Here is a 24,862-nt window from a genome sequence, read left to right on the forward strand (position 1 = left end):
CCTCCATGTGTTAAAAAACAAAAAAACCCGCCCCAGCAAAGGGACGAGTCTGATTAACCCGTGTTACCACCCTAGTTTCACCCCGATCGGAGCGACACTCGATTCACATATCCAACAATACGTGTTCCGGTTAACGCTGGAAAAGCGGCAGAGCTTACTTGATTCAGCTTGCTTCTCGGAGACGGCTTTCGGTTACTTCCTGAACGTTGGTTTTCAGCAACCCCAACTCTCTGTCAGATCAGATCAATAACTTACTTTTTCTCTTCATCGAATTTATTTGGTTCGTACCGATATGAAATTAAGGCTATTCTAGACACTATTTTTTTATTTGTCAACTACAAATTTTCGTGGTTTGTTCTCAAGCGCGCAAGCACCCGGCTCATCGCACTCAGCGTTTCATCGATCTCCTGCCCGCTATGTACTGCGGAAATATACCACAATCCGTTCGAACGAATGAGTACGCCTTCCTCCAGCATCATCCCGGCAAACCGGGAGTACAAGGCGGCATCGCGCTTATTAAACGCGGCGAAATCCTCGACGACGGGTTCGTCCGTAAACATCATGTGAAACACCGGCCCGGCCTCGTTGACGATCCCCGGGATCCGATGCTCCTGCTGGAGCTCGCGAATGCCCTGTATGAGCTTGCCGGCGGTTTGTTCCATTCGGGCGTAAATCGCTCCTTCGGACCGGGATAGTTCGTCAATTACCGCAAGTGCGGCGGCAACGGCCACGCAATTTCCGTTTAACGTGCCCAGATGACTTACCGATCCTTCCTCAACCAACGCCATAATGTCCGCTTTGCCGGCAACGGCGCTGATCGCAAGTCCCCCGCCCAGTGCTTTCCCGACCGTGACCAAGTCCGGCCGAATCCCGAATTTCTCATGAGCTCCGCCAAGACCTAGCCTGAAACCGGTGATCACCTCGTCCAAAATCATGACGATGCCGAGCTCCTCGGTCAAGGAACGCATCAGCTCCAAATAGCCGGGTCTCGGAACAATACAACCCGAATTGCACATGACGGGTTCGGAAATGACGGCTGCAATGTCGCCGTGATTTTGGCGCAGCGCCTGCTCCAACGCGGCCGCGTCGTTCCACGGCAGCAGAATGACGTCTTCAAGCGCCTTGGCGCTTTGGCCGCCGGTTCCGGGCATAATTTGCTGTTCCGAAGGAGATACCGCCCCCGCACCCGAGCCGGTCTGGCGCATGTCGGAGCTTGGAAACGAGGTGAATACGGAATCCGACCAACCGTGGTAGTGCCCGTGAAATCTGACGATTTTCCGCTTTCCCGTATGGGCTCGCGCCAGCCGGAGAGCCAGCATGACCGCTTCGGTGCCCGATCCGCTGAATACGACTTTCTCCGCACATGGCAATAAGTCCACTAACCGCCGCGCCAGCCGGATTTCTCCCTCGTGCTGCAGCCCGTAGGTCGCTCCCCGCTTCAACGCTTCATGAACGCTTTCCGTAATCGACGGATGGGCATGACCAAGAAGAAGCGGACCGTAAGCCAGCAAATAATCGATATACTCATTGCCGTCCACGTCGCGGATTCTCGGCCCTGAACCCGATTCCGCAAACAACGGCGCCGGTTTCATCGCGCTGCGCAGCGAGCTGGCAACGCCTCCGGCCAATACGGTCTTGGATTGCTCCAAGTGATGTCTGGACTTCGCAAAATCTCTCATAAAATCCCCTCTCTCTTATTTGAATCCCGGGTTAGGTTCCGAAATCAAGCGGATAGACCGGACGACGTACATGCTTGTAATCGAAGTGCCGCAGGTTGGCGCTGCAGCAGCCGGGTGAATCGACGTTTACGACATGCTTGGCAAACGGGCCGAACGCAGTCTGCCACGCGATGGCAGATTTGGCGACAATGATCTTGAAGTCGTCCGGCTGCAATCCTGCCGCGAGGATGTGGCCAAGATCCCAAGGCGCGGTCCTTTTCGACGTGAGCACTATCGTCAAGCCCCCTCCCACCGCTTCAATGACTGCCGAACGCCCCATGTCAGCTTGGTGTCCGGTCATGTACGGACCGATATGGCGATATTGACCGTCGAACAACAGCCGGACCCGCCCGACGATATGAACCGGTTCGCCGTGCAGCGAGTCGCTTTTGCCGCCGACGCGGCCGTCGAACGCTCCCCCGGCGCCGATCCGATACGCATCTTCAACCGCTTCCGGATCGTAAAGGACGATAAGCGCTTTCTGCGAAACGTCTTTCAGCTCAGCCAATACATGCGTTGCATCGCCAGGCGCCCCGCCGCCTACGTTATCGGAGCCTTCGGACAGAATAACCGGCCCCTCCGGTTGAGCCAATGCTTGGGTGACCGCTACACGAGGCTCGATGTAAGAAACATCGAACGTTGACTTGCGCTCGGTTGCCATTCGCACTAACTCGCCCGCATAATGGCGAGCAAGCTCGGCATCCCCATCCGTCGTCACGACAAAGGACATCCCTGCATCCGGCACGTCGCTGTACGGAAATCCGCCGGCTACCGTAACGTTCAGGACGCGCTGCTCGGACTCCATCGCAAAAGCGCGGAGCATCAGCTCCTTCATCGTGCCTGCATCCGTCATCATCCCTTGCGGGACGACGAGCATGCCGGTATGCGCAAAAGCCCGAACCGGCCGAATCTCGCCGCGAACGACTCGCAGCAGCAGCTCGAACGCTTCCACAGCCCGCTCGTACATGTCGACATGCGGATAGGTATCATATCCGACCAATATGTCCGCTAGTTCGACCATTTCCGGGCTGATGTTGCCGTGAAGATCAAGCGTCATCGCGATCGGAAACCCGGCTCCGAACCGCTCGCGCAATCGTCTGAGGCACTCGCCCTCGAAGTCGTGAACGCGTTCCGACACCATGGCGCCGTGCATGATCAGCACGATGCCGTCCACGCCGGAATCGATGGAACGGACGAGAGCGTCGATCAGCGCATCGCCTGCCTCCGCCGTTACCATGCCGCTTGGGGTCGCTGCCGTATACAGCCCCGGCGTAAGCTTCGTTCCATGCGTTTTTGCCGCATCGATGACGCCCCCCATCGAGGTTCTCGTTCCTGCGTAACGGGCCAGGAAAGCTTCATGACCGGCAACCCATTCACCCTGAAAATGATCAAGCGTCGTCAGCCCGGGAGCAAACGTATTCGTCTCATGAAAAATCCCTGCTACGGCGATGTTCATTTCGGCTCACCCGAAGCTGTATGCGCTTCCCGATTGGACGAGCTTTGACCGGCATGAAAGAAAAAAAGTACGAAATGCGGTGCCTCTACATCATGAATTGTTGTTGAAATTGTTGACATGGATCATTGTCCTTTCATCCTGGAATCCACTTACAACCGGCGAAGAATGAGTCGCCTTACGTCCTCGTGCTTGACCGGCTGCTCATCTTCCGTGCCGATCATTTGAAGCAAATTGACCATATCCCGCATTCCTCCGATTCGCTCCCAGTGTTCCGGAAGCTCGTTACCCGAAGTCTCTTGGTAGGCACGGATCAACGCATCTTTTAATCGCGGAGAAAATTGATCCTCATAGCGGAAAAATTGTGCAATATCGGCGATCGGATGTCCCGCCATGGCAAACTCCCAATCGATGACGCTGCTGACCCTCCCTTTATGAATAATGAGATTGGTTGGGCGAAAATCTCCGTGCGTGAGTGCGGCTGCACGATCCATCTGCTGCAGCTCGGCTTTATTATGGTGGACGACACGCTCGATCCGTTCCGATACTTCTTCTCCCAATCGCTCCCTGGCACGGCGGTTAAGAAACAGATCATACCACGAGTCCAAGGGCGGGAGTTCTTCGGCAATATCCAAGCTTTCGTTCAGAAAGCCGATCCTGTCATAACGATGCCGATGGATTTCACCTAGTATCAAACCGATCTCCTCCATGAGCGGCAGCTCCGGGATGTAGCCGTTGCACCATAACTCCAGCAATGTCGATCCTTGCGCAAAATCATAGATCGCAAAAGTCCGTCCATCCAATAGATTCGAATGTTGTTCCATATGATGGAGACGCTGCATCGGTACACGCTCGCTCAGCAATGACCGAAGGCTCGCTTCCTTCATCCAGCTCGAATCTCCGGCAGGAAATACGCGCAAAAGAAACGAATGACCGGCAGCTGTATCCACCCGATAATTCGACGTTCTTTTTCCCTCTGACAACGGTTGAAAGGTTGTGAGCTTGAGATTCGGGTCAAATCGACGCAATAGAGCAGATACCATGTTCCATTCCATCGCATAAAAAGGAATCGATCGTTCCCAGCTATTGTCCATCGCGTTGTATTCTCCTAATGTGTTAGTAGCAGCATCCTCTTCGCTGAATAAAAAAGACATCAAGCGGTTACCTGAATTCTAGGTTGCTTGATGTCTGCCGTTATGTATTTTGATAATTTTGCCTTACGATATCATGTCCGATCGCATGATGTCAATTATTTTATACCTCTTTTATTTTAAAAAGAAAGGTTTGGTCTTGGAATTGTCCGTTTGCTTGCCGGAAGACTCGGAAAGTCCGGTGTCGATGCGGCTTAACAGAAGCCGGATTTGTTGAATATAAAAGCTGTATTCACCGGTTGAATTCAGCCTACCCTGTCTGATTCTGAGCAAGGCCGAGGACATTCCGTCTACCCAGTCCGGTTTACGGGGCTTGGCAGTCGAAACATTAAATTTGCTGTTGAGCAGCGCATGTCCGCTTTTTTTGGCCATATACCATTCAAGCAAGCTGCAAGCAATACGCAGGCATTCGGAAGCAAGCTTAGTCACAATCAAGCCTGCCTCAGCCCCGACTCCGTCTTGATTGTACATGATGCCTAAATTCAAACCCAATAGCTGTACAAAATCTTCCATGGACTGATCGAAGCATGTCATCGACTCGTCCATGATTGCCTTTATAGGATGGTATCGTTCCGAATCGTCTTCAGCCGACGGGTGGCTCAGGATCAGATTCATTCGGTCGAACCAGAGCGCATAAGATATTTTCCCGTTATCCACCGCGGCGATCATCGTACGGAAGAGCAAGTCGTTTCTGTCGGATAGGCCCGACTCCGGATATGCACTCATTCTTGTTACTGCGATCAATCGCCGGATCTGAGCGGATAAAGCCAGCTCCTCTTCAACGGCGGCCATAAGAAGAAGGGACCAGTTCAACTTCCGTCTCCCTCCTCATCGCTCCGCTCATCTTGACTATCAGTTATTCCTATAACTTATGATTCTTTGATGGCGATTAGCACTCGACTCAAATTGCCCGATCAATTCCGACAAGTCATGAATCGTTCCGTCGCGTTCAAATTCACCGTCAAAATACGAATCCTTCTTCCATATCCCTTTCATACCGGCCTGTCTGCTGGCGATGACGTCGTTCTCGGGATGATCCCCCACATAAACGGCCTCCTCCGGTTTCACTCCGAGTCGTTCCGCTGCTCGCAGGAAGATTGCCGGGTCCGGCTTGCGAAGTTGTTCGATTTCCGAAACCAGGATCGCGTCAAAATAATCCTCGATCTGCAGCGCCTTGATGTTGTTGCTTTGAAACTCGCCGAACCCGTTCGTAATGATGCCGAGCTTCATGCCTTGCCTCTTCATGTAAGTTAACATGTCATGGAGATTCGGAAATCCGACGCAGTGGTAGCGGAAGCTCTTCACGTAGTCGTCCAAAAGCTCCTCCCAGGCGACCGGCAGTCGATATTCTTGGATAAGCTGTTGATACACCTTGTCCTTCCATACGTAACCCCGCTTGTCCAACTCGACAAAACGTTGTACGAACTCGTCTTTGTCTATGTTTTGCAATGCTGGAATACGGTCATGCTGCGCGGACACAAAATCTTTTAACGATACATCACGGTCAAGCAATGTCCCATCCAGATCGAAGATGAATGCACGAATCATTCGTACCGCCTCCCAAGTCTCAATTCACTTGTCTAGCATCGCGATGCTCTTAAACAATAAATCATAATAGCTGCTAGAATTGGGTGCAAAATGTTCCCTGCCGACCGTTCGGCGATCTTGAACGATCCGCCCATCCGCTTCGCTCACGACGATTCCTTGGATCTCGATATGCTCCAGCGTCCCATCAATCAGCCGCATAAACTCCGTAATCGGGATGAGAAACAACCCTGAAATTTCGCTTCGCTGGAACGAATACGATTCAAGCGGATCGTCGCATGCGTATAAGAACATATGGCTGAACTCGCGGTCGATCAGATGGGCGCTGACGATGTTTTCTTCCGTAGCACATCCGCAGTATGTCAAATCTTCAATAACCGCCTTGATGCCAAGCTCCTCATGAAGCTCGCGAACGCCGTCTTCAACGTCTTCCCCGGCTTGCAAGTGCCCTGCGCACGAGATGTCCAGCATATTAGGGAATACGTCCTTGTCCTTATGGCGCAGTTGGAGCAGCAAGCTCCAGTCTTCTGGCTTTGACCGGTTCAGGATCCAACAATGAAAGGTCTGGTGCCACAAGCCTTCCGCATGGACGCTGTGCCGGGTTGCCGTCCCGATTTTTACTCGATGTTCGTCGAATATATCAAAAATTTCTTCCGCTGACATTCGTATCCCCATCTCCTTTATTCTCCAGTATCATAAGCAATGTCGGCTCCGCGTACGTTTGCTTGCACCATCTGTATTTGTCTACGATGCTAGGATGTATACCTTCCATCTTCGTTGCAGTTTCAAATCCAAATCGGGCGTAAAATGAAGCAAGCTTCTCGAACGGGATGCAATACAGTTTCCCGAAGCTTAGCTCTTGCGCATGGCGAATGAGGCTGTCGACGACAAAGCTGGCGACTTTGGCTCCCCTGTAATTGTCCAGCGTATAAATGCCGCCGAGCTCGGCCTCTCCTTCTTCAAGCACGACCAATCTGCCTAATCCGGCTTTCTCCCCATCGACTAAGCAGATAAGGACGATGTCCCGATCAAGGTTCGACAGAGCGAAATCGATTGCCCGATATTGTTCGTTAATCCATCCCAGATCTTCTGCGACGGCCTTCCGAATGCTTAACATATGGATGCACAACTCCTTAGTTATCTTTTTCGTTTTCGTTCTCGTTTTCGTTTTCGAAACGAACTTCTAGATCAAGAATACTACGCGGCCGCGCTGCTGCCAATGACAGGAACTATCGATTCTTCCGGCAAGTTATAACGGTACCGATGGGTGTTAAACTTACTTTCTATACATTTATATTGACTAAATCGATGTTATGTTCTACAATAACGCTATGTCATGAAGACACAATATCCGATACGCTTGTATCGTAGTGTCAGCCTGTTGAGATTCTCGGCGGGCTGATCTTTATTTTTCACGAAGGAGATACGAAATGAATAAACAAAGTCCATACCGTATTTTGTTGTATTATAAATTTGTTCCGATTCCCGATCCGGCGCAGTTCGCCGCGGAACACCTGCAATATTGCAAGGAGCTTGGATTGAAAGGTCGGATTCTGATTTCGGAAGAAGGCATCAACGGCACCGTGTCCGGCACGTATGAGCAAACGGAGCAATACATGAACGATATGCACCGCAATCCGCTATTCTCGGATCTCGTCTTCAAGATCGATGATGCGGAAGATCATGCGTTCAAAAAAATGTTCGTGCGCCACAAAAAAGAACTCGTCACATTGCGTTACGACGGCGAGCGCCTGGACCCGAACGAAAAAAGCGGCAAGCGGCTCGCGCCAAAAGATTTCCACGAAATGCTGCAGCGTGACGACGTCATCGTGCTCGACGGCCGCAATAACTACGAATTCGATATCGGCCATTTCCGGAATGCGATCCGCCCGGACGTCGAATCGTTCCGCGATTTCCCGGACTGGATACGTCAAAATATGAACCAAGCGAAAGATACTCCGATCTTGACCTATTGCACGGGCGGCATCCGCTGCGAAAAACTGACCGGCGTGCTTATGAACGAAGGGTTCACGGATGTATATCAATTAGAGGGCGGCATCGTTACCTACGGCAAAGACCCTGAAGTGCAAGGCAGGCTGTTCGACGGCAAATGTTACGTCTTCGACGACCGCATCGCCGTACCGATCAATCAGACGGACGAGGATGTCGTGGTCGGGGAATGCTACCACTGCCATAAACCGGCGGACCGGTATATCAACTGCGCCGACGATTCGTGCCACCGCCAGCATATTTGCTGCGAGGAATGCGATTCGATCTATCAAGGCTACTGCTCCACGGAATGCGAGCATCACGATCATGCCACGCCGGAATACGGTTAATGGAAATGGTGGGGATCAACGTTGAATCAGACATTGGATTTGTCGACTCGCGATAAAATATTGCAAATGCTCAAAACTCAAGGTGAGCTGAGCGCCAAACAAATTACGGAGCAAATCGGCATTACGAGCATGGCCATCCGCCGTCATCTCGGCACTTTGGAGAAAGAAGGACTTATCGCGTCCACGACTTACCGCCAACCGATGGGAAGGCCTTCGGCCGCATACTCGTTGACCGCGCAAGCCGAAAGCTTCTTCCCGAAGAAATACAATACCCTCACGCTCGATTTGCTCGGTGAGCTTGAGGGCGAGGCGGGAGAAGCGATGGTCAATCATTTGTTCGATCTGCGCAAAAAAACGTTGGCCGCGAAATACGCGGAGCGGATGCAAGGCTCCGTGTTCGCCGACAAAGTGTCCGCCTTGGCTGAGCTTCAGAATGAAAACGGCTATATGGTGGAGTTAACTCAAAAGAGCGACGACGAATACGTGTTGATGGAGCATAATTGCCCGATTGCGCAAATCGCGAATAAATACAACCACGCTTGCACTTGCGAGCTCAACTTGTTCGAATCGTTGCTTAACGCCGATGTCGAACGCACGGAATGTCTTGCGAAAGGCGACAGAAAGTGCGTTTATCGGATTCGCAAGCAGCCGAACGCTTAACAGACCAGATCCGGCATATCGGACGGGTCTGTTTTTTATTGCCTTCCGGCGATTCTCTGCAGAAAGTCGTGCATTTCCGCCCACAAGTTTTCCTCACCCTGCGGGATTTCGCTCAATCGTTTGGCGACGGTAGGCGCCGTCCAACGGACCAGTTCATCCACCTGGACATCGCGAAGCTTGCGATATTCCGTCAAATATGCGTCGCAGAACATGAGCCGATTTTCCCGGGCAAGCAGCCATGACGGCGGATCGGGAGGCAAGCTGCGGGATCGTAGAATCACGAGTGTTCGCATCACATCGGCATCCGGATGTCCAACCAAGGCATTCAACCAATCGATAATAATCGGACCGTTCGGGGACATGATAATATTATCGGGATGAAAGTCGTAATGGCAAATCGTGTTCCCTTCCGGCAGCTGCTTCAATGATTCCGCCGCTTCGGAGCGCTGCTCCGCTGTAAGCGTTCGCTCCCGCCCAATGCCGCGACCCAATTCGGCTATTAAATTTGGCGTTATCGCCGTCGTCACCCGATGCAAATCGGCGTGCAGCTTTGCCATAAGTTGTGCATGCGCAAGCAAGCTGCTTTCCGTTGCTTCCATTGATCGCATCAAAGTAGGTCCTTCAATCTTTTCGTATACGATCCCTTCCCCGTCTTCCAGCTTCACGACATCCTTGACGCGCGGCACCGGCAGCCCCATCGCGAATACGATGTTGCTATTTTCGACTTCATTCATAACGCGTTCAGGAGTAACAAAAATTTTGATGACCTCCCGGTCGCCCCATTCGTATATTTCCGCCGTATTGCCTCTTGCGAGCAGCTTCCCTTTCCGCATCGTATCCCCTCCGGCTTCACTACCTTCAAAATTCGTCAACACCGCCTAGTTTCCTCTACACGTTTTCGAAATCATTTGCAACTCCATTCCCGTTTCAACCGTCAAATCTGTATTCCTCGAGATTAAGGAGTGTTGATGATGTTACGCAACATGTCGATCACCGGTTGCGCACTTATCCTGCTGTTCGTGTTACTTTTAGGTGGCCGCCCTATTTCCGTTAAAGCGGAATCTGTCAAACCCAACCCGTTACAATTAACGGACATCAATTTTGTTAACGGCAAGGTTGGGTGGACAACGTCTCGTACGGCCAAAGGCTCCGACATTTGGAAGACGAAGGACGGCGGGAAAACATGGGCCAAACAATCCACGCTGGATCTTCAAATCGGAAAAATCGGCTTCTCCAGTGCAAGTGAAGGCTGGCTTGTCGGAAAATCCGGCTGTCGCGAAGTGAAAGGCGATGTGTTATGTTCCGGCCTTCAAATTAAACATACGATTGACGGTGGGGCGCATTGGAGCGTTCAGTGGAGTGCCAAAGCAGATCGAGTCAACCTTTATCAACAACCCGACAATCTTTACGTCGTGAATTCCAAGCTAGTCTACGCCATAGTCGCCGATCAATACATGCTTGCAACGACGAATGGCGGCAAAACGTGGAAGCGGGTCAGCTTCGGGATCGGTAAGTTTCTGCCGGATACCGCTTCGTTCAACAAGGATGGAAAGCATGGCTGGGTTCTGGGCCGGGCGGGCAAAGGCTGCTCCGCAACAGAAAGGCAAGCGCTCGAGAAATGTGCGATCACCGTATTGCGCACTTCAGACGGAGGGCTGCACTGGAAAACGCAATGGGCGCCGGAAGATTCCGGCTATTTGGCCAACATCGGCATTTCGTTCACCGACTTGAATCACGGGAACATGTTGATCTATGACATGAGTATGCTGCAATCGACACTGTACTCGACTGCCGACGGCGGCAAAACGTGGAAGAAAAAAACGGATATGCGCGGAGGGAGACCTTATACGGTAGGATTGCAGTTTGTTTCAGGCTGGGCGGGCTTTATTCCGCTGAGTACGGGAGCAGGTCCTATTGCTGGCGGATTATTGTCCACTAAGGACGGCGGCCAAACATTCGTGAATATCGGCCCAGCCGATCAAGAGCTTAGCTTCGAGCAAATTCAATTCATGAACGGCAAGGAAGGCTGGGCGCGCATGTTTAATTTCGGGCAGGGCGATTATTTGCTGTATACAAACGATGCAGGGGCGCATTGGAAACGAGTTGAGGTCGGGGGCAAGCGAGCTTAATCCTCCCCCTCCCACTCCTTACAAAGGAATAAAACCGATGGAATCGAATATAATAAACAGCTTCTTATCGAAGCCTATTTATCGTAAAAAAATCGTAGCATGGAAGTTGATCTCAAGAGGAGGAATATCCTATGGCAAACTTATTCAGCGGATTATTCGGCAACCATACGGAAGTATCCGTTCAGGAGCTACAGAACCAGTATGCCCCGTTTCTGATGCAGGACGAGAAAATTCAACTGGGCTTCCGGCTCATACGGGATACTTTCGTCGTGACTGACGACCGTTTGATTCTGATTGATCATCAAGGCGTTACGGGAAGAAAAGCGCGTGTCGTCTCCATTCACTTGGACTCCATCTACGAAGTATCGATGGAAACGGCGGGAACCGGATTTGACGATAGCGAAATCACGATCCACTACATTACTTCGCCTTATCACAAAGCGAATAACATTCAAGTCGCTTCCCATAAATTCGAGTTTGGCAAAAAAACGAGCGCCCAATCGTTTTATGTCGCACTCACGACAATCGCTCACCACAATCTTAAGCGGATCAACGGGTAATATCCATCCGGCTGTATTCATTCCGGAAACGAACCGCTTCCGCCTAACCGCTCCTGAAGCCTGCGAACAAAGGACCGCCGATCGGGGCATAGATTTGATGAACCAATTCTTTCATCGGCTCTTTATCCCGGTTTCTATAATAACAGTCCATAGCATGGAAGTATTGCCCGGCCAAAGCGCTATCGTACCGATGTAAAGCCCGGGCCAAAGTCTTCCCCCTGCCGGTCCACTGGCCGTTCGAGCGCAGGATGAATTCAGCGAGTTGAACGGACAACGTATTCAGAGTCAAGAGCGCTTCTTGCTCATTTTGGGAATCTATGAAATCGTCCAGCAAATCAAAAATATAATATCTCGATGCTTGGATAAAATCTTTGGACAACGGCGCAGGTCCGCGTTCGATAAGCAATCTGGCTTTTTCCTTATATAACGAAGCGTCTCCCTGATCCTTAATGACCAGCCCTTCGAATATCATCGAGGCCAGGATCGGCCTGCCCTTTTCTTTGTCGGACGAAAATTGTGTTGAGACCGAATCATGATTGTAGACAAAGCATTCGATTTTCCAATCGTGCTCCATGAAGCTTTCCCTGTACGGTTCGTAATTCGGATCAATGACGACGATATCCAGGTCCGACGAGTCGGTACCCTCTCCTCTCAGAACACTGCCTGCCAGAAAAGCGACATCGCATTTCGGAAAACGTTTCCGTACAAACTGGTTCGCCGCGTCAATCGGGTTTCCTCTCAAACTGTATCCCCCTCTCATGTACAACACCTTTCGGTAACATAACTCTAGCACGAATATAAAAAAATGGAAATGCGTTTTTAACGAATTCCCATTTTTTTATTCTCTATCCTTAAAGCTGGTTGATAACCTCTTTGAAATAAGCGTACATGATTTTTGGACTTAACATATAATAACCAGGATGAACAAATTCTATGAAAACCATATCTCCCCATTTAGCCGTTCTAGCACCGCTACTAGATATGGAAGCATCGATTTCAAACACTTCGCGTACGATATCGAACGTCCCGCCGCACACGACAAGATCCGGCTTCATGATACGCAACTCGGATTGAAGTAATTCTTTATTCCGCTTCGCATGCTCCCGAATCTCTTGCATGTCGCTTTGGTTGCTTCCTCCGGTTTTCTTTAGATTCGTAATCGCCATGCTCCGAAGGCCTTCGGCGATATGGCGATCGTGAAATGAATTCGTAACATCCGAATGATAAGACGGGAACCGGTTATGCAACCCATAGCTCAGTTCGCCGATTCTCTTCCAAATGGTCAGAAATGATTTCGAGGAGATCTGCTTGTTAATGAAATCGACTAAGGACCACGTCTCCGCTCTCGATTCGTCAATGACTTCTTTTAACAGAAATAGCAGCTTCTTTTCTTGGGTTGCATACACCTTCTCATCGACAATTCCCCCGTACGCGAAATGATAATCATTTTGTATGGTATTGTCATAGAGCTGTCTGATCAACTGATTCATCTTCAGCCTCATCCTTCTATTGGTTCTTCTCGATAGTGTCCAACATCCCCATGCAAAATAATATGAGGCTGCTGCCCCAATATCTCCACCTTGCAGAGACAAGCCGGGTAGATGAAAGGCAAGTTCCAAATATGCTGCAGCGGCCGGTTCTCGAAATAGGCCATCAATAGCTTGACCACGACGGTATGCGTGACGATCAGGATGGATTGGCCTTCGTGTCGGCGCAAGATTTCGTTGAGCAGAGATATCGCTCTTTCCTTGACTTGTTCGAACGTTTCGCTGTTTTCGACTTGGAAATCAGCAGGGTTATGCCAGAAGTGATCGAATTGTTCCGCGAATGCGGCCTTAACCTCATCTTGCGTCCGGCCTTCCCAAACTCCCAAATTGATCTCTTTCAATTCATCGCGTTCATGGATTGCAATCTTTCGATCTTCTCGAATCAAATCCGCGGTATGGTAAGCTCGTGGACTGGGGCTCGAATAGATAACATCCAGATGGTCCGAACGGAGAGCTTCTCCCAGCCACTGCGCTTGTTTTTTCCCCAGCTCCGTTAACGGAGAGTCTTGGTGTCCTTGCATCCGGTGGTGCACATTCCATTCGGTTTGTCCATGCCGGACGATATATAGCGTCGTTGTGCGATTCATGTCGCGGCCTCCTTGCTGCGTATCTTACTCGATCTCTCGCTTCAACTCGAATAGTCGGATCAATCCGTCTCCCCCATACGGTTCATCGCTAAAACTTCTGACAATCTTGAACGGCGACGCATCCAGCTCATTCCGCAGTTCCCGTTCCGTAAACCAACGAACATATCCCGCCGCTTGCGGGAAGCTGTCTCCCCGCTCCACAATGGCAAATCCGGATGCCGGTGATTTATAATAATCTTCATCCATGGCATCGTCTATGTATTCCTCCGGAACGATATACTGTGTCAGTAGACACGTTCCGCCGGGCTCTAACGATTGATACAAATTGCTCATGTATTGATGCCGAAGTTCTTTGGTCGGAATATAGCACAACACCTTGAAACATATTGCATGATCGAACCTCATGCCGGGAGCTAGAGCATCCATTCCGCTTACGCATTGGTAGTTGATCATAAGATCGGATTGGGTGGACAACTGCCTGGCTGCTTCAAGCAGCTCTTCACTCACATCGATCCCGGTTACTTGCAAACCTCGACGTGCCAACCACATGGATATCCTTCCCGCTCCACAGCCAACATCTAATACCGAACCCGTTGTCGGCAGAATGGATAAAAGCGCTTGCTCCGCTAGCGTAGGGCCGGCAGAAGCTTCATCTCTATAATGCCGGATTTGGTCGGGGCGGTTAAACCAATCGACGACGGTATCCAATAGGTACTGTTGTTCATCTGAAATCATGAATCTCTTTCACCTCGTGATTGTTTTCAATTAATCAAATGGCAAGTTGTCAACGCTTTTTCCAAGCATTTTATAATAAAGAACAGTTGCATGCAGCTCTCCGTTGGAGGAACGGGCATACTCCGGTATACGGCCTACTTCCGTATATCCCATCGATTTGTAGAGATCGTTCGATGGATCGCCGGCACGCGTGTCGAGAACGAGCAGAGATCTCCCTTCCAGTTTTGCAGCTTCCTCGGCGCACTGCATCAAGAGACGCGCGATGCCTTTCCGGCGATACTCGGGATGCACCATTAATTTGGCGATCTCCGCCCGATGGGACCCGTTTGCTTTCATGGCCAGATGTAGCTGTATCGTTCCGACGATCCGTTGTTCCTCTACCGCAGTCCACAACAAGACACCCGGGGACAGCACCTGCTCCCAGTATTCAGCTGCTTCTTGAAAACTTAGCGGAGGCAAAAATCCGACGGAAGCGCCATCCGCCACAACGTGAACCAGCAACTCGGATAATTGCAGGAGCGCGCCGCTATCCAGTGATTTGATTTCCGATAAAGCGATATCTTTCTTCATGGTCATCGCCCTTTCACTGTTGATGTTATTCCCTTGTCAAATATCATAACATCAAACAATGAGATTGGCATCCGTCATGAAATTCCAGAGCTCCAACGTCTCGTAACACGAATTAATTTGTTCTCTTCAAATTCCAGCTGATAAATATCCGGCATCGAAAGCGACTGCCAGAACGTATAATGATAACGATCATCAAAATAATTCATCATCAACGTCATAATATCGCCGTGGGTGCCGATCCCGATTTTGTGGCCGCGGCACTGCTCCAGGATGCCTAGCAATACGGCTATCGCTCTGGACTGCGCTTGCCTGCCGGATTCCCCTCCGGGGAAAGCGTAGTCCCAATCTTCATATAGCTTGCGTTTGCATTCGAAAAACTGTTTATTGGAGATCACATACCCCTCATCGGCCAAACGTCTTTCCCTTAAGTCTTCTTCCAAGCGGATATCGAGACCCAACTCCTCCGCTAGATCCTTGATCGTCAGAATCGCCCGATCATACGTACTGGATACCAGAATGTCGATTCCCTCGTCCTTCAATAAGCGAGCTACCTGAGCCGCGTCCTGCCTGCCACGATCCGACAGACCTTTGGTCCGCTCCATACCGGGAACATAAGGCGAATGCGCATGCCGGATAAAATATACCGTCGTCATCATTTCCACTCTGCCGACTGCAGCAATTGGTGACGCATTAGCGCTGCATCCCATCGATAATGAAGTTTCATGTAAACAACCTCCATGTTTTCGTATGACTTGTAGTGTACATTACATGTTGAAATCGTACTTTTTAAATCGCTTGACGATTGAATCGTCTTGCATGGAGCTGAACCAATCGGAATGGATCCATAGCGGAAATCCGGCTATTTGTTCCATTTCTCGAATTGCATGTTCGAGGTCTTCCGTGTTCAACGCATTCATGATCCGGGCAATATGTTCATGTCCAAGAAGTTCGGCAAGAATGGCTACGTCAGCCTCTTTCTCTTCAAGATCATAATTTTCCGCGGCGTACGGGACACACCATACATGACCTGTTGTTTGTTCGCCATTGTTATATACATTCATTTCAACAAAATCCTCGTCGAAACAGGAACAAGTCAATATCGGATAAGAAATATAACCGGACAAAGCTTCTCCGAAAGCTTCCACTTCCCCGCTGGCGAACCAATCATTCAATACGCTTACCCAACCATTTCGAATGACGCCTACATAATATACATTTCTCGATAGATTCGCCTGATGAACGATGAGTTCAAACCCTGATAATTCACCAGTATTAGCCTGAACACGTTTTGGATTGTCCGAAACAAGCTCTTGAATGGCTTGGATCACATGATCTATGTGATTTGTTTTGATATGGATATTTCCGAATTTCGCTCCCATCGAGATCCCCCTACATCGTTCCTTGTCCGTTTTTTATTCTTTTCTCTTCTCTTAGATATTGAAAAAGGCTCAATATTGCAATTGCAATCGAAATCAAAACAAATATCCCCAACGTCCGAAATAGACCAAATAATTGTTTTGAAAAATCGGGCATTAACGTCAAGCGCATGGATTTATCCATTTCCGTATTCTTAAGCAAGGTCTGAATGCTGTATCGATTTTTTTGAGGAACCGTGAAGCTGTACAAAGATTCCCCCTTCACGTCGTCTATCGTATAGGTCATGGAGGAGTCTTCTGCCTTGCTGATTTCTTTATTGGACGGATCGACAATGTGGATCTCGACGAAACCGGGAAATGCAGCTTTACGATACGATGTCATTTGAATGGGACCGTACTGGCGTTTATGTTCTGTATACTCATAAAATATGGAGTACCGCCCTGCCTCCAATTGGATCTCCTTATCACCAGGAATCTCGAGAACTACACGATCCATACCGATAGGATTGTTCAAATAAACAACCAATGTACAAATGATTCCGACTGTCATAATAATTCCGGCGATAATAAAACCCAGGTATTTTCGAAGAAATGGTTTCACTGTATCCCCCTTTTACCTCATTTTCCCTATTTATTATACAAGCTATCTCCCTTACGCACACCAATAAAAAACGCCGGGCAATTTCATAATCCGTACGTATTCTGATACAATGACTATGATTTTTGCATGAAAGGGCATGCACCAACGGACAGGACAGGCATGCGTTTTCCTGGTATAATTCGGGGCGTGACCGGAAAGGGTGAAAAGAATGGAACACGCTCGTCCCTCGCAAGGCGATTTCAATTCCACAGTTGCCGATAAACCGAATGCTTTGCTCGATTCCCGAAGCCGAATCACCGTCTGGCTTGTGGTCGTTTATTTGACCATCGTCAGTCTGCAATGGACAAACCGCTTTGAGTTGATTCCGAGTTTGTTTTTTACGGGTTTATATCTGTTTCATAGTTCGTTATACTGGCACTCCGATTCCTTCACGAAAAAGCGTCCTTGGATTTACCTCGTCCTGCAGGGTCTGCTTGTATCGTGGATCGTCCAGCTAATGCCTAACGCATATCCTTCCATCATTCTAGGGCTGTTTCCGGTCCTTATGGGGCAAAGCGCCGCGATTTTTCATCAGAAAACAAAGGTCGTTTTGGCGTGTTTTTATTACCATGCATTGGCTTTTATAAATATTCTGATCGTTGATAAGCCGATTGCACTTCCTCTGTTTCTTACTTTGCTTTTTCTCATGAACGTGATCGTAACTTCGTATACCCGATTGTTTCAAAGGGAGGTGTACGGGCGCATCCATACCCAGAACTTTCTCCGTGATTTGGAGATCGCCCACCAGAAGGTCGAGGAGCTCACGCTCGTCAACGAGAGGCAAAGAATGGCCCGGGATCTTCATGATACGCTGGCCCAGGGACTTGCGGGTCTGCTCATGCAGATTGAAGCGATCGACGCTCACCTGTCAAAAGGAAACGTGGAACGAGGTCATCAAATTCTGCGTCAAAGCAGGGAAACGGCAAGGAAAACGCTAGCGGATGCGCGAAGCGCCATCGACGGTCTCCGGCTTCGCTCCTCGGCCGCAACCGATTTTTCCGATTCAGTCCGGGAGGAAGCGGACGGATTCTCTTCCGCTACGGGGATACCGGTTGATCTTCGCGTCGAGACCTTACCCCATATTTCGAAGCTGTTTACAGAACATGTACTCCAGATCGTCAAGGAATGCCTGACGAACATAGCCCGTCATGCGGAAGCTTCTCATGTCTGGATTGACATCCATCGATCGGAAGAGCGTATCGTCATCGAAATTAGCGATAACGGAAAAGGATTCGACGTGAATGCGATCGGCCGCCAACCCGGTCATTACGGTTTGATCGGCATGAAGGAGCGGGTTCGCATTCTTGGCGGCGTATTGTCTTTCTCAAGCGCAGGCCAACAAGGAACGACCGTTCGATTGGAACTGCCCGAGAAGAAAGAGGAGGCTAAGCATGAGCAGTAAAATCATGATCGTCGACGACCATTACGTGGTCAGAGAAGGATTAAAACTGATATTGGAAACAAACGATGAATATCAAGTCATCGGAGAAGCCGCGGACGGAGCGACGGCTCTCCGTTTGCTGGAAGAGCTGTCGCCGGACGTCATCCTGATGGATCTCAACATGCCGGTCATGGGCGGGCTCGAGATGATGGAACAGTTGAACGCGAGAGGGATCGACATCCCCGTCGTGATCCTGACCACCTACAATGAAGACGAGCTGATGATTCAAGGTCTGGCATTAGGCGCCAAAGGATATTTGCTCAAGGATACAGGAAGAGACCACTTGTTCCGAACGATCGACTCCGCCTTGCGGGGAGAGACGCTGCTTCAGCCCGAAATCACGGCGAGAGTATTTGCCGTCAAGCAGAAGAAAGAAACGCCGGTCCAATCGACGGAACAGTCGATTTTGTCGGATAAAGAAAAACTCGTGCTGCAAGCTGCCGCCCAAGGGCTTCGGAGCAAGGAAATCGCTTCGGACATGGGCATTTCGGAACGAACCGTCAAAGCGCATTTGACCAGCATTTATAACAAATTAGGCGTGGATTCGAGGTCGCAGGCGGTTGCGATCGCGGTCGAGCGCGGATATGTATAATTGCCCGAAGGTACAATCACGGGCATGCCCGATTGTACGATTCCGGAGCTGCCGCTGCCCTGTATAATGATCTCCAGACCAGACAGAATATTTGGGAAGGAGATTAACAGTATGGCAAAATTATTGTATCGCATCGGCGGGTGGGCGGCCCGGAAACCGAAGTCCGTTATTTTCGGAGGGTTAGCCGTTTTGCTGATTGCCGCACTAATCGGGTTAAGGATGGGGGCGAATTTTTCCAGTGACATGTCGATCCCCGGCACTAAATCCGAACAGGCGGCTAAAGTCATTGGCGAAGAGTTCAAGATAAGCGACACCAAGTATGGAACCGTACAAATCATATTTAAAGCGCCTGACGGACAGACGCTTGAGACGGAATCGATTCATAAGATTATCAAGCAAACGTTGGATGCCGTCTCCAAAGACGAATCGGTTGCCTCGGTGGCAAGTCCTTACGAGGCCGGAACGATAAATCAAACGAAAGAAATTGGTTATGCTAATGTTACCTATCGCTATCCGGCGGAGGATGTATCGGAAACGTCCAAAGAGGTGGTCATGACTAGCGTCGAGCAAGCGCGAGCCCAAGGCTTGCAAACGGAACTCGGCGGCACGGTTACCTTCAGTCCTCTCGAACTCGGCGGAGTTTCCGAAGCCATCGGCATCGCGATCGCGTTCCTCATTCTGATTGTCATGTTCCGTTCCGTCTTGGCGGCGGGGCTGCCGATCATGACCGCGATCATCGGGCTCGGCATTGGAATCATGGGGATCATCATCATTTCGAATTACGCGGACATGTCCTCGGTTTCCCTTACGCTGGCCGTCATGCTCGGGCTCGCCGTCGGCATCGACTACGGCCTGTTCATTATTTCTCGCCACCGGCAAAATCTGTCCGAGGGCAGACCCGTTAAAGAATCGATTGCTATTGCCACGGGCACTGCAGGCAGCGCGGTCGTATTTGCCGGCTGTACCGTAATTATTGCTCTAGTTGGTTTGGCGGTAACCGATATTCCCTTTATTACGATGATGGGTCTAGCGGCAGCCTTTACCGTCCTAACGGCTGTCCTGGTTGCTATCTTTATTGTTCCCGCCGTACTCGGCATGGTCGGCGAGCGAATTCGTCCGAAGACCAAGTCTGGCAAACCGGACAAAAAGTCGGCGCCAGCGACCTTGAACGCCGAGTCGAATGCCTGGGGCCGATTTGTGAGCAAATTTCCGCTGCCGATTGCGATTGCGGGCATTCTGCTGCTGGCGTTCATCAGTCTGCCGGCCTTGCATATGCACACCGGTTTTCCTGACAACAGCATGAAATCCGTAGAAACGACGGAGCGTCGCGGCTACGATTTGCTCGCGGAAGCTTTTGGACCCGGCTACCATGCGCAGCTTGTGGTCGTTGCGCAAGCGAAGGATGCCGCAAATGCCAACGCAGCCATTGCCTCGGCAAGAGAAAGCCTAAGTAAATTGGACAACATTGTCATGGCGACGGAACCGGTCATGAGCCCGGACGGCGATACCGCAATCATCACGGTTATGCCGGGAACCGGTCCGAGCGATCTCAAGACGGCCGATCTGGTGCGGGACGTTCGCAAGCTTTCGGACGAGACGATGCGGCAACATCAAGTGGAACTGCTGGTGACGGGAGCTACGGCCGTTAATATCGATATTACGGACAAGCTGAACCACGCGCTGCCTGTCTTCGCTTCTCTTGTTGTCGGACTAGCCATGGTTCTTCTCGTGATGGTGTTCCGTTCCATCCTGGTACCTCTTAAAGCCGTGCTCGGTTTTCTGCTTACGCTTGCGGCTACGCTGGGATTCGTCGTTTTCGTCGTACAGGACGGCCATATGACCGGTTTGTTTGGTATCCCCGAAGCGGGCCCAGTACTGAATTTTCTCCCGCTGTTGGTTGCGGGAATCTTGTTCGGGCTCGCCATGGACTATGAAGTGTTCCTCGTCAGCCGGATGCGCGAGAAATTTATCCATTCGGGCGATGCGAAAAAAGCGGTGCTCTTCGGTCTGAAGAGCAGCGGAAGCGTCGTTACCGCCGCTGGCTTGATCATGATTTCGGTATTCGCTAGCTTTATTTTTGCCGAAGACACGATGATTAAATCGATGGGCCTTGCCCTTGCCTTCGGCATTCTGTTCGACGCCTTCGTCGTCCGGATGACGATCGTGCCGGCCGTCATGACGCTCATGGGCCGCTCCGCATGGTATTTGCCGAAATGGCTGAACCGCATCATGCCGAATATCGACGTTGAAGGCGAATCGATCATGAACGGGCAAGAAGCTGACCATAAGACGAATAAATCGGACAAAGTCCGCGATGCCAGCAGTTTTTAATCGAAGCGTCTGATGGAAGATATATCCGTGAAAATCCCACTGACACTAACGAAGTGCAGTGGGATTTTTAGCGCCGGCGATTAAAAGACGAACAACGAGCTGCCGACCGATTTATCTAGGCTCCTAATTTTACTCATTGTCGCCCTTAACAGAAACTTTATCGGAGGAGATATTCAACTTGTTGGGTGAATGTACTAGATTAAGTTGACAATCAGGATGCCCTCTTGCAGGGCCCCGGAAACTAAGCCTCAGCCCAGCTTTTTCTCAGACCTGGATCCAAAACCGTTGAATGACCGTGCCGTCAACTACAGCTTCGGAGTCCAATACGCCCCCGTTATTCATGATCGTCCTCGCGGATCCGATATTATCCTTATCGCAAGTCACAAGCGCCCGCTCAATCCCGAGCTCGGCAGCCTTGCTTAAAGCCAGCTTCAACAGCGATGTCGCGTATCCTTTGCGGCGTTCGCTTGGCCGAATCCCGTACCCGATATGCCCACCGATATGAAGCAAATATTCATTGAGTCGATGCCGGATATTGACCGCCCCGAGCAGCTTTCTCTCGTGATTCGCCAACCAGAAGGTGGAGCTGTTGACGGTTCTTTCATCCAGTTTGGCGCTATCTCTTAATTCCGCCAGTCGACCCAGCATCGCGGCAAAATCCTCGTGCTCCCACCGCAAGACAAAAGGAACCATTCTTTCGCCGGTTCGACTCCATTCCTCGATCATATGGATGTATTCTTTTTGGTAGTTGATAGACGGTTCGATGAGCATAAGTTCTACCATCGGATATTCCTCCTAGCCCTTTTAGTTCGCTTGTTTATATATAAATTCGTTAACACTTGCCGAAAATATTAAAATCGCCGATGTAGATATATTACTGATGATTGAAAGTCCGGAGATAAGCCAATAGATAAGCGGGACGTTAGCAATTCCCACTTCCGCAAGCGCGAAGAAGAGACCGAAGACGTCGAAGCATGTCACGAAAATAAAAAACCATTTCGCCTTGCTGCTCCCATAGTAGATAAAAAAACAAACGATGAGCATCAGGATCGAACCGATCAAATTATTAATACCATTCGCCAGACCTAAGACCACATTGGCCAGGATGAACATAACGTTCAAAATCGTGAAAGTTCTCAATAGGATGCCGCCTCGGATCACTTGCCGATCTATGAAGTCTTCCGGTTGGACTTCCTCCATGGAACCACCCCTTTGTCAACCACCTTACCATAAATGGTGGAAACTTACACCAGCGAACAAGCAATAAAACATTAATTCGGATAAAAAAAGCCGCGGAAGCCCGCGGCGATGGTTTAACGTTGATGCTGCATCACATATTGCTTGACCCGCTCCACAGCTTCTTCAAGATTGCTAGCCTGAATATCGACTTGGTCTTGCGCATATTGACTGATCGCGAATTCGTACCTTGGATCGTAATAAGACTCCAGCAGATGCCGCACGGCTTCCTCATAGCGCTCCTGCTCCAGCGCCAGCTCGATTTCTTTGGCGATTGGCGTATGGATCCGGTTTCGAATCCGGGAAAAGGCGACAAGCACTTCCTCCGGGTGTTCCCAAGGCCGATAATCCTCCAGAATATTCCGGACTCGCTCCTCAAGTGGGATCTGAAGCATCAGTTGAGTGCCCGTCTCCTTCTTCTCCATCAGAAAAGCAGGCAATACCGCCTTGCCGATTCGTTTGCTCTCCCCTTCCACCAGAAAAAACGGTTTGTCCCTCAGCTTAATCAACTCGGTGACCAGAAGAGCTTCAAACGTTTTCTGATTGTGAGGCTTTAGGCCGATGCCCCCAAATATCGATCCGCGATGGCCTGCCATCCCTTCCAGATCGATTACGGGGAAGCCCTGTTCCTTCAGCTTCTGCAAAATCGCCGTTTTGCCGGAGCCTGTCCGCCCGTTGATGACGAAGGCATGCTGCTGCAAGCTCATTTGCTCCAGCGCTTCCACAACCCATTTCCGATAGGCTCGAAACCCGCCTGTCAAGCGATAGGCGCGAATGCCCATAAGCGAAAGCACTGTCGCCGTCGTTTTGCTGCGCATGCCGCCGCGCCAGCAGAACACCGCCTTCTGGCCTTGAATCCGCTCGAACGTTTTGATGAAAGCAGGCAGCTTCGCCGATACGATCTCGAGTCCCCGATCCTTGGCTGCTTGGATGCTGACCTGCTTGTAGATCGTTCCAATCTCGGCCCGCTCCGCATCGTTGAATAAAGGAATGTTCGTACTGCCGGGAATTGTTGCGTCTTCGAACTCCGACGGGGAGCGGACGTCGATTAACTGCAGCTGCTTGTTCTCACGCAGTTGGAGAAGCTCTTCGATGGTAATATCTTGAAACAAACTCGTTCGCTCCTTACGTTTATGGCGTCACCGCAATGCGTCCCGGATGCTCTGCCGTCGTTTCGCCGATGATTCCGGCTTCCACGCCGGCTTTCCGCAGCTCGGCAAGAAGTTCCTCGGCTTGTTCGCCCGCTACGGAAATCAGAAGACCGCCCGAGGTGACCGCATCGCACAAGATCCATTGGGCGATCTGGTCAAGCGTGTCGTCATAGGCAACCGAATCCTGCACATGCGCATAATTGTTCTTCGTTCCTCCGGGTACGAAGCCTGCTTCGGCAAGCTCGCGTACACGCGGCAGAATGGGAACTTGACCGTAATGGATGCGTATGCCGACGCTGCTGCCTTTTGCCATCTCAAGGGAATGCCCCATTAGACCGAACCCGGTTACGTCGGTGCAGGCATGCACCTCGAACCGCTCCATCGTTTCGGCGGATTTTCGGTTGAGCGTAGCCATCACCTCGGTGACGCGCTTCACTTCTTCATCGTTAAGCTGGTCTTTCTTGATCGAGGTCGTCAAAATGCCGACCCCGATCGGCTTCGTCAGGATGAGCTTGTCTCCGGGCTTTGCTCCGGCATTCGTCAGCACCCTGTCCGGATGGACGAGGCCGGTAACGGCCATGCCGAACTTCGGTTCGTTGTCGTCGATGGAATGTCCGCCGACAAGCGTAATGCCGGCTTCTTTGCTTTTGTCAGCCGCACCTCGCAATATTTCAGCGAGCACGTCCTTGTCCAGCGTGCGGATCGGAAACGCAACGATGTTAAGCGCAGTTAGCGGTTTGCCGCCCATCGCATAAATATCGCTGATCGCATTGGCGGCAGCTACTTGTCCGAACGAATACGGATCGTCAACGATCGGCGTGAAGAAATCAACCGTCTGCACAAGCGCGAGTTCATCGTTCAGCTTATACACCCCTGCATCGTCGCTTGTATCGATGCCGACGAGCAGATTCGGATTCGGCTCAGGCCGCGGAAGCTTGCGAATGACTTGCGACAGGTCGGCCGGGCCGATTTTGCAGCCGCAGCCTCCTTTGGTGGAATATGAAGTTAGCTTTATTTTTTCCGTTGCCGACACTAGCATCGTTCCCTTCGTCCAAAATAATAAACGTTCGTCGTTTCTGTCCTAATCATAACCGATTTGCC

The 24,862-nt window shown here is 50.6% G+C and carries 27 protein-coding genes and 1 other annotated feature; of the genes, 7 read left to right on the forward strand and 20 right to left on the reverse strand.

Annotation, left to right across the window (positions count from 1 at the left end; all coding sequences use genetic code 11):
- Positions 1–36 precede the first annotated feature (36 nt).
- Positions 37–277 (reverse strand) — a binding site (T-box leader).
- Between the two features lie 58 nt (positions 278–335).
- The 7 genes from AC0LWM_RS00240 to AC0LWM_RS00270 form a co-directional block, all read right to left on the reverse strand.
- The gene (locus tag AC0LWM_RS00240) at positions 336–1,679 is read right to left on the reverse strand and encodes an aspartate aminotransferase family protein (protein ID WP_474672889.1); all 1,344 of its coding nucleotides are present in this window, start codon (positions 1,677–1,679) and stop codon (positions 336–338) included.
- Between the two features lie 31 nt (positions 1,680–1,710).
- Positions 1,711–3,174 carry a M81 family metallopeptidase gene (locus AC0LWM_RS00245; RefSeq protein WP_474672890.1) on the reverse strand — a complete coding sequence of 488 codons (1,464 nt, stop codon included), beginning with the start codon at positions 3,172–3,174 and terminating at the stop codon, positions 1,711–1,713.
- Between the two features lie 149 nt (positions 3,175–3,323).
- Positions 3,324–4,265: a phosphotransferase family protein gene (locus AC0LWM_RS00250; protein ID WP_474672891.1), complete on the reverse strand. Its 942-nt coding sequence runs from the start codon at positions 4,263–4,265 to the stop codon at positions 3,324–3,326.
- A gap of 171 nt (positions 4,266–4,436) precedes the next feature.
- Positions 4,437–5,135 (reverse strand): hypothetical protein, encoded by a 699-nt coding sequence (locus tag AC0LWM_RS00255; RefSeq protein WP_474672892.1) that lies wholly within the window; start codon positions 5,133–5,135, stop codon positions 4,437–4,439.
- 39 nt (positions 5,136–5,174) lie between these two features.
- A complete protein-coding gene (locus tag AC0LWM_RS00260; RefSeq protein ID WP_474672893.1) occupies positions 5,175–5,870 on the reverse strand; it encodes an HAD family hydrolase in 696 nt (231 codons plus the stop codon).
- Between the two features lie 24 nt (positions 5,871–5,894).
- A complete protein-coding gene (locus AC0LWM_RS00265; protein ID WP_474672894.1) occupies positions 5,895–6,530 on the reverse strand; it encodes an NUDIX hydrolase in 636 nt (211 codons plus the stop codon).
- The gene (locus AC0LWM_RS00270) at positions 6,508–6,984 is read right to left on the reverse strand and encodes a GNAT family N-acetyltransferase (protein WP_474672895.1); all 477 of its coding nucleotides are present in this window, start codon (positions 6,982–6,984) and stop codon (positions 6,508–6,510) included. The genes AC0LWM_RS00265 and AC0LWM_RS00270 overlap by 23 nt, the downstream gene beginning before the upstream one ends.
- A 313-nt stretch (positions 6,985–7,297) precedes the next feature.
- Between AC0LWM_RS00270 and trhO the strand changes: the two genes are divergently transcribed.
- Together trhO and AC0LWM_RS00280 are read left to right on the forward strand one after the other, a co-directional pair.
- Positions 7,298–8,206: an oxygen-dependent tRNA uridine(34) hydroxylase TrhO gene (gene trhO, locus AC0LWM_RS00275; protein WP_474672896.1), complete on the forward strand. Its 909-nt coding sequence runs from the start codon at positions 7,298–7,300 to the stop codon at positions 8,204–8,206.
- Positions 8,207–8,227: 21 nt separating this feature from the next.
- Positions 8,228–8,866, forward strand: coding sequence for a helix-turn-helix transcriptional regulator (locus tag AC0LWM_RS00280; protein ID WP_474672897.1), 639 nt, complete (start codon positions 8,228–8,230; stop codon positions 8,864–8,866).
- 35 nt (positions 8,867–8,901) lie between these two features.
- Here AC0LWM_RS00280 and AC0LWM_RS00285 read toward each other — a convergent pair whose 3' ends face one another.
- Positions 8,902–9,741: a phosphotransferase gene (locus AC0LWM_RS00285; RefSeq protein ID WP_474672898.1), complete on the reverse strand. Its 840-nt coding sequence runs from the start codon at positions 9,739–9,741 to the stop codon at positions 8,902–8,904.
- Positions 9,742–9,837: 96 nt separating this feature from the next.
- Between AC0LWM_RS00285 and AC0LWM_RS00290 the strand changes: the two genes are divergently transcribed.
- Together AC0LWM_RS00290 and AC0LWM_RS00295 are read left to right on the forward strand one after the other, a co-directional pair.
- Positions 9,838–10,995, forward strand: a complete 1,158-nt coding sequence (locus tag AC0LWM_RS00290) for a WD40/YVTN/BNR-like repeat-containing protein (RefSeq protein WP_474672899.1) — start codon at positions 9,838–9,840, stop codon at positions 10,993–10,995.
- A 131-nt stretch (positions 10,996–11,126) separates the two neighbouring features.
- On the forward strand, positions 11,127–11,555 hold the full coding sequence (locus AC0LWM_RS00295) for a PH domain-containing protein (RefSeq protein ID WP_474672900.1): 429 nt from the start codon (positions 11,127–11,129) through the stop codon (positions 11,553–11,555).
- Between the two features lie 43 nt (positions 11,556–11,598).
- On the opposite strand, the gene AC0LWM_RS00300 is transcribed toward AC0LWM_RS00295, so the two are convergent.
- The 8 genes from AC0LWM_RS00300 to AC0LWM_RS00335 all read right to left on the reverse strand — a co-directional run bounded on the left by AC0LWM_RS00300 (position 11,599) and on the right by AC0LWM_RS00335 (position 16,971).
- Positions 11,599–12,297 carry a nucleotidyltransferase domain-containing protein gene (locus AC0LWM_RS00300; RefSeq protein ID WP_474672901.1) on the reverse strand — a complete coding sequence of 233 codons (699 nt, stop codon included), beginning with the start codon at positions 12,295–12,297 and terminating at the stop codon, positions 11,599–11,601.
- 109 nt (positions 12,298–12,406) lie between these two features.
- Positions 12,407–13,045, reverse strand: coding sequence for a hypothetical protein (locus AC0LWM_RS00305; RefSeq protein ID WP_474672902.1), 639 nt, complete (start codon positions 13,043–13,045; stop codon positions 12,407–12,409).
- An 8-nt stretch (positions 13,046–13,053) separates the two neighbouring features.
- Positions 13,054–13,689 carry a histidine phosphatase family protein gene (locus tag AC0LWM_RS00310; RefSeq protein WP_474672903.1) on the reverse strand — a complete coding sequence of 212 codons (636 nt, stop codon included), beginning with the start codon at positions 13,687–13,689 and terminating at the stop codon, positions 13,054–13,056.
- 24 nt (positions 13,690–13,713) lie between these two features.
- A complete protein-coding gene (locus AC0LWM_RS00315) occupies positions 13,714–14,424 on the reverse strand; it encodes a class I SAM-dependent methyltransferase (protein WP_474672904.1) in 711 nt (236 codons plus the stop codon).
- A gap of 30 nt (positions 14,425–14,454) precedes the next feature.
- Positions 14,455–14,994 (reverse strand): GNAT family N-acetyltransferase, encoded by a 540-nt coding sequence (locus AC0LWM_RS00320; protein ID WP_474672905.1) that lies wholly within the window; start codon positions 14,992–14,994, stop codon positions 14,455–14,457.
- Between the two features lie 74 nt (positions 14,995–15,068).
- Positions 15,069–15,650, reverse strand: a complete 582-nt coding sequence (locus tag AC0LWM_RS00325) for a histidine phosphatase family protein (RefSeq protein WP_474672906.1) — start codon at positions 15,648–15,650, stop codon at positions 15,069–15,071.
- 108 nt (positions 15,651–15,758) lie between these two features.
- A complete protein-coding gene (locus tag AC0LWM_RS00330) occupies positions 15,759–16,373 on the reverse strand; it encodes a hypothetical protein (RefSeq protein WP_474672907.1) in 615 nt (204 codons plus the stop codon).
- A gap of 10 nt (positions 16,374–16,383) precedes the next feature.
- A complete protein-coding gene (locus AC0LWM_RS00335) occupies positions 16,384–16,971 on the reverse strand; it encodes a hypothetical protein (protein WP_474672908.1) in 588 nt (195 codons plus the stop codon).
- 208 nt (positions 16,972–17,179) lie between these two features.
- Here AC0LWM_RS00335 and AC0LWM_RS00340 point away from each other — a divergent pair, with 208 nt between their 5' ends.
- The 3 genes from AC0LWM_RS00340 to AC0LWM_RS00350 all read left to right on the forward strand — a co-directional run bounded on the left by AC0LWM_RS00340 (position 17,180) and on the right by AC0LWM_RS00350 (position 21,374).
- Positions 17,180–18,412, forward strand: coding sequence for a sensor histidine kinase (locus AC0LWM_RS00340; RefSeq protein WP_474672909.1), 1,233 nt, complete (start codon positions 17,180–17,182; stop codon positions 18,410–18,412).
- Positions 18,402–19,043, forward strand: coding sequence for a response regulator (locus AC0LWM_RS00345; protein ID WP_474672910.1), 642 nt, complete (start codon positions 18,402–18,404; stop codon positions 19,041–19,043). Before AC0LWM_RS00340 ends, AC0LWM_RS00345 begins: the two co-directional genes overlap by 11 nt.
- 111 nt (positions 19,044–19,154) lie before the next feature.
- Positions 19,155–21,374 (forward strand): MMPL family transporter, encoded by a 2,220-nt coding sequence (locus AC0LWM_RS00350; RefSeq protein ID WP_474672911.1) that lies wholly within the window; start codon positions 19,155–19,157, stop codon positions 21,372–21,374.
- Positions 21,375–21,638: 264 nt separating this feature from the next.
- Here AC0LWM_RS00350 and AC0LWM_RS00355 read toward each other — a convergent pair whose 3' ends face one another.
- The 4 genes from AC0LWM_RS00355 to selD form a co-directional block, all read right to left on the reverse strand.
- Entirely contained in the window at positions 21,639–22,157 is a 519-nt protein-coding gene (locus tag AC0LWM_RS00355) for a GNAT family N-acetyltransferase (protein ID WP_474672912.1), read from the reverse strand.
- Positions 22,158–22,178: 21 nt separating this feature from the next.
- The gene (locus tag AC0LWM_RS00360) at positions 22,179–22,574 is read right to left on the reverse strand and encodes a hypothetical protein (protein ID WP_474672913.1); all 396 of its coding nucleotides are present in this window, start codon (positions 22,572–22,574) and stop codon (positions 22,179–22,181) included.
- 113 nt (positions 22,575–22,687) lie between these two features.
- On the reverse strand, positions 22,688–23,722 hold the full coding sequence (gene mnmH, locus AC0LWM_RS00365) for a tRNA 2-selenouridine(34) synthase MnmH (protein ID WP_474672914.1): 1,035 nt from the start codon (positions 23,720–23,722) through the stop codon (positions 22,688–22,690).
- A 19-nt stretch (positions 23,723–23,741) separates the two neighbouring features.
- Complete coding sequence (gene selD, locus AC0LWM_RS00370) at positions 23,742–24,794, reverse strand: selenide, water dikinase SelD (protein WP_474672915.1); 1,053 nt, start codon at positions 24,792–24,794, stop codon at positions 23,742–23,744.
- Positions 24,795–24,862 lie beyond the last annotated feature (68 nt).

This window comes from Paenibacillus sp. sgz302148 (assembly GCF_056120465.1).

Bases quoted from the DNA above. Each gene is read 5' to 3' on its own strand.
- AC0LWM_RS00240 (WP_474672889.1), bottom strand. From the start codon at position 1,679: ATGAGAGATTTTGCGAAGTCCAGACATCACTTGGAGCAATCCAAGACC.
- AC0LWM_RS00245 (WP_474672890.1), bottom strand. From the start codon at position 3,174: ATGAACATCGCCGTAGCAGGGATTTTTCATGAGACGAATACGTTTGCT.
- AC0LWM_RS00250 (WP_474672891.1), bottom strand. From the start codon at position 4,265: ATGGACAATAGCTGGGAACGATCGATTCCTTTTTATGCGATGGAATGG.
- AC0LWM_RS00260 (WP_474672893.1), bottom strand. From the start codon at position 5,870: ATGATTCGTGCATTCATCTTCGATCTGGATGGGACATTGCTTGACCGT.
- AC0LWM_RS00265 (WP_474672894.1), bottom strand. From the start codon at position 6,530: ATGTCAGCGGAAGAAATTTTTGATATATTCGACGAACATCGAGTAAAA.
- AC0LWM_RS00270 (WP_474672895.1), bottom strand. From the start codon at position 6,984: ATGTTAAGCATTCGGAAGGCCGTCGCAGAAGATCTGGGATGGATTAAC.
- trhO (WP_474672896.1), top strand. From the start codon at position 7,298: ATGAATAAACAAAGTCCATACCGTATTTTGTTGTATTATAAATTTGTT.
- AC0LWM_RS00290 (WP_474672899.1), top strand. From the start codon at position 9,838: ATGTTACGCAACATGTCGATCACCGGTTGCGCACTTATCCTGCTGTTC.
- AC0LWM_RS00295 (WP_474672900.1), top strand. From the start codon at position 11,127: ATGGCAAACTTATTCAGCGGATTATTCGGCAACCATACGGAAGTATCC.
- AC0LWM_RS00305 (WP_474672902.1), bottom strand. From the start codon at position 13,045: ATGAATCAGTTGATCAGACAGCTCTATGACAATACCATACAAAATGAT.
- AC0LWM_RS00310 (WP_474672903.1), bottom strand. From the start codon at position 13,689: ATGAATCGCACAACGACGCTATATATCGTCCGGCATGGACAAACCGAA.
- AC0LWM_RS00315 (WP_474672904.1), bottom strand. From the start codon at position 14,424: ATGATTTCAGATGAACAACAGTACCTATTGGATACCGTCGTCGATTGG.
- AC0LWM_RS00320 (WP_474672905.1), bottom strand. From the start codon at position 14,994: ATGAAGAAAGATATCGCTTTATCGGAAATCAAATCACTGGATAGCGGC.
- AC0LWM_RS00325 (WP_474672906.1), bottom strand. From the start codon at position 15,650: ATGATGACGACGGTATATTTTATCCGGCATGCGCATTCGCCTTATGTT.
- AC0LWM_RS00330 (WP_474672907.1), bottom strand. From the start codon at position 16,373: ATGGGAGCGAAATTCGGAAATATCCATATCAAAACAAATCACATAGAT.
- AC0LWM_RS00340 (WP_474672909.1), top strand. From the start codon at position 17,180: ATGGAACACGCTCGTCCCTCGCAAGGCGATTTCAATTCCACAGTTGCC.
- AC0LWM_RS00345 (WP_474672910.1), top strand. From the start codon at position 18,402: ATGAGCAGTAAAATCATGATCGTCGACGACCATTACGTGGTCAGAGAA.
- AC0LWM_RS00350 (WP_474672911.1), top strand. From the start codon at position 19,155: ATGGCAAAATTATTGTATCGCATCGGCGGGTGGGCGGCCCGGAAACCG.
- AC0LWM_RS00355 (WP_474672912.1), bottom strand. From the start codon at position 22,157: ATGGTAGAACTTATGCTCATCGAACCGTCTATCAACTACCAAAAAGAA.
- AC0LWM_RS00360 (WP_474672913.1), bottom strand. From the start codon at position 22,574: ATGGAGGAAGTCCAACCGGAAGACTTCATAGATCGGCAAGTGATCCGA.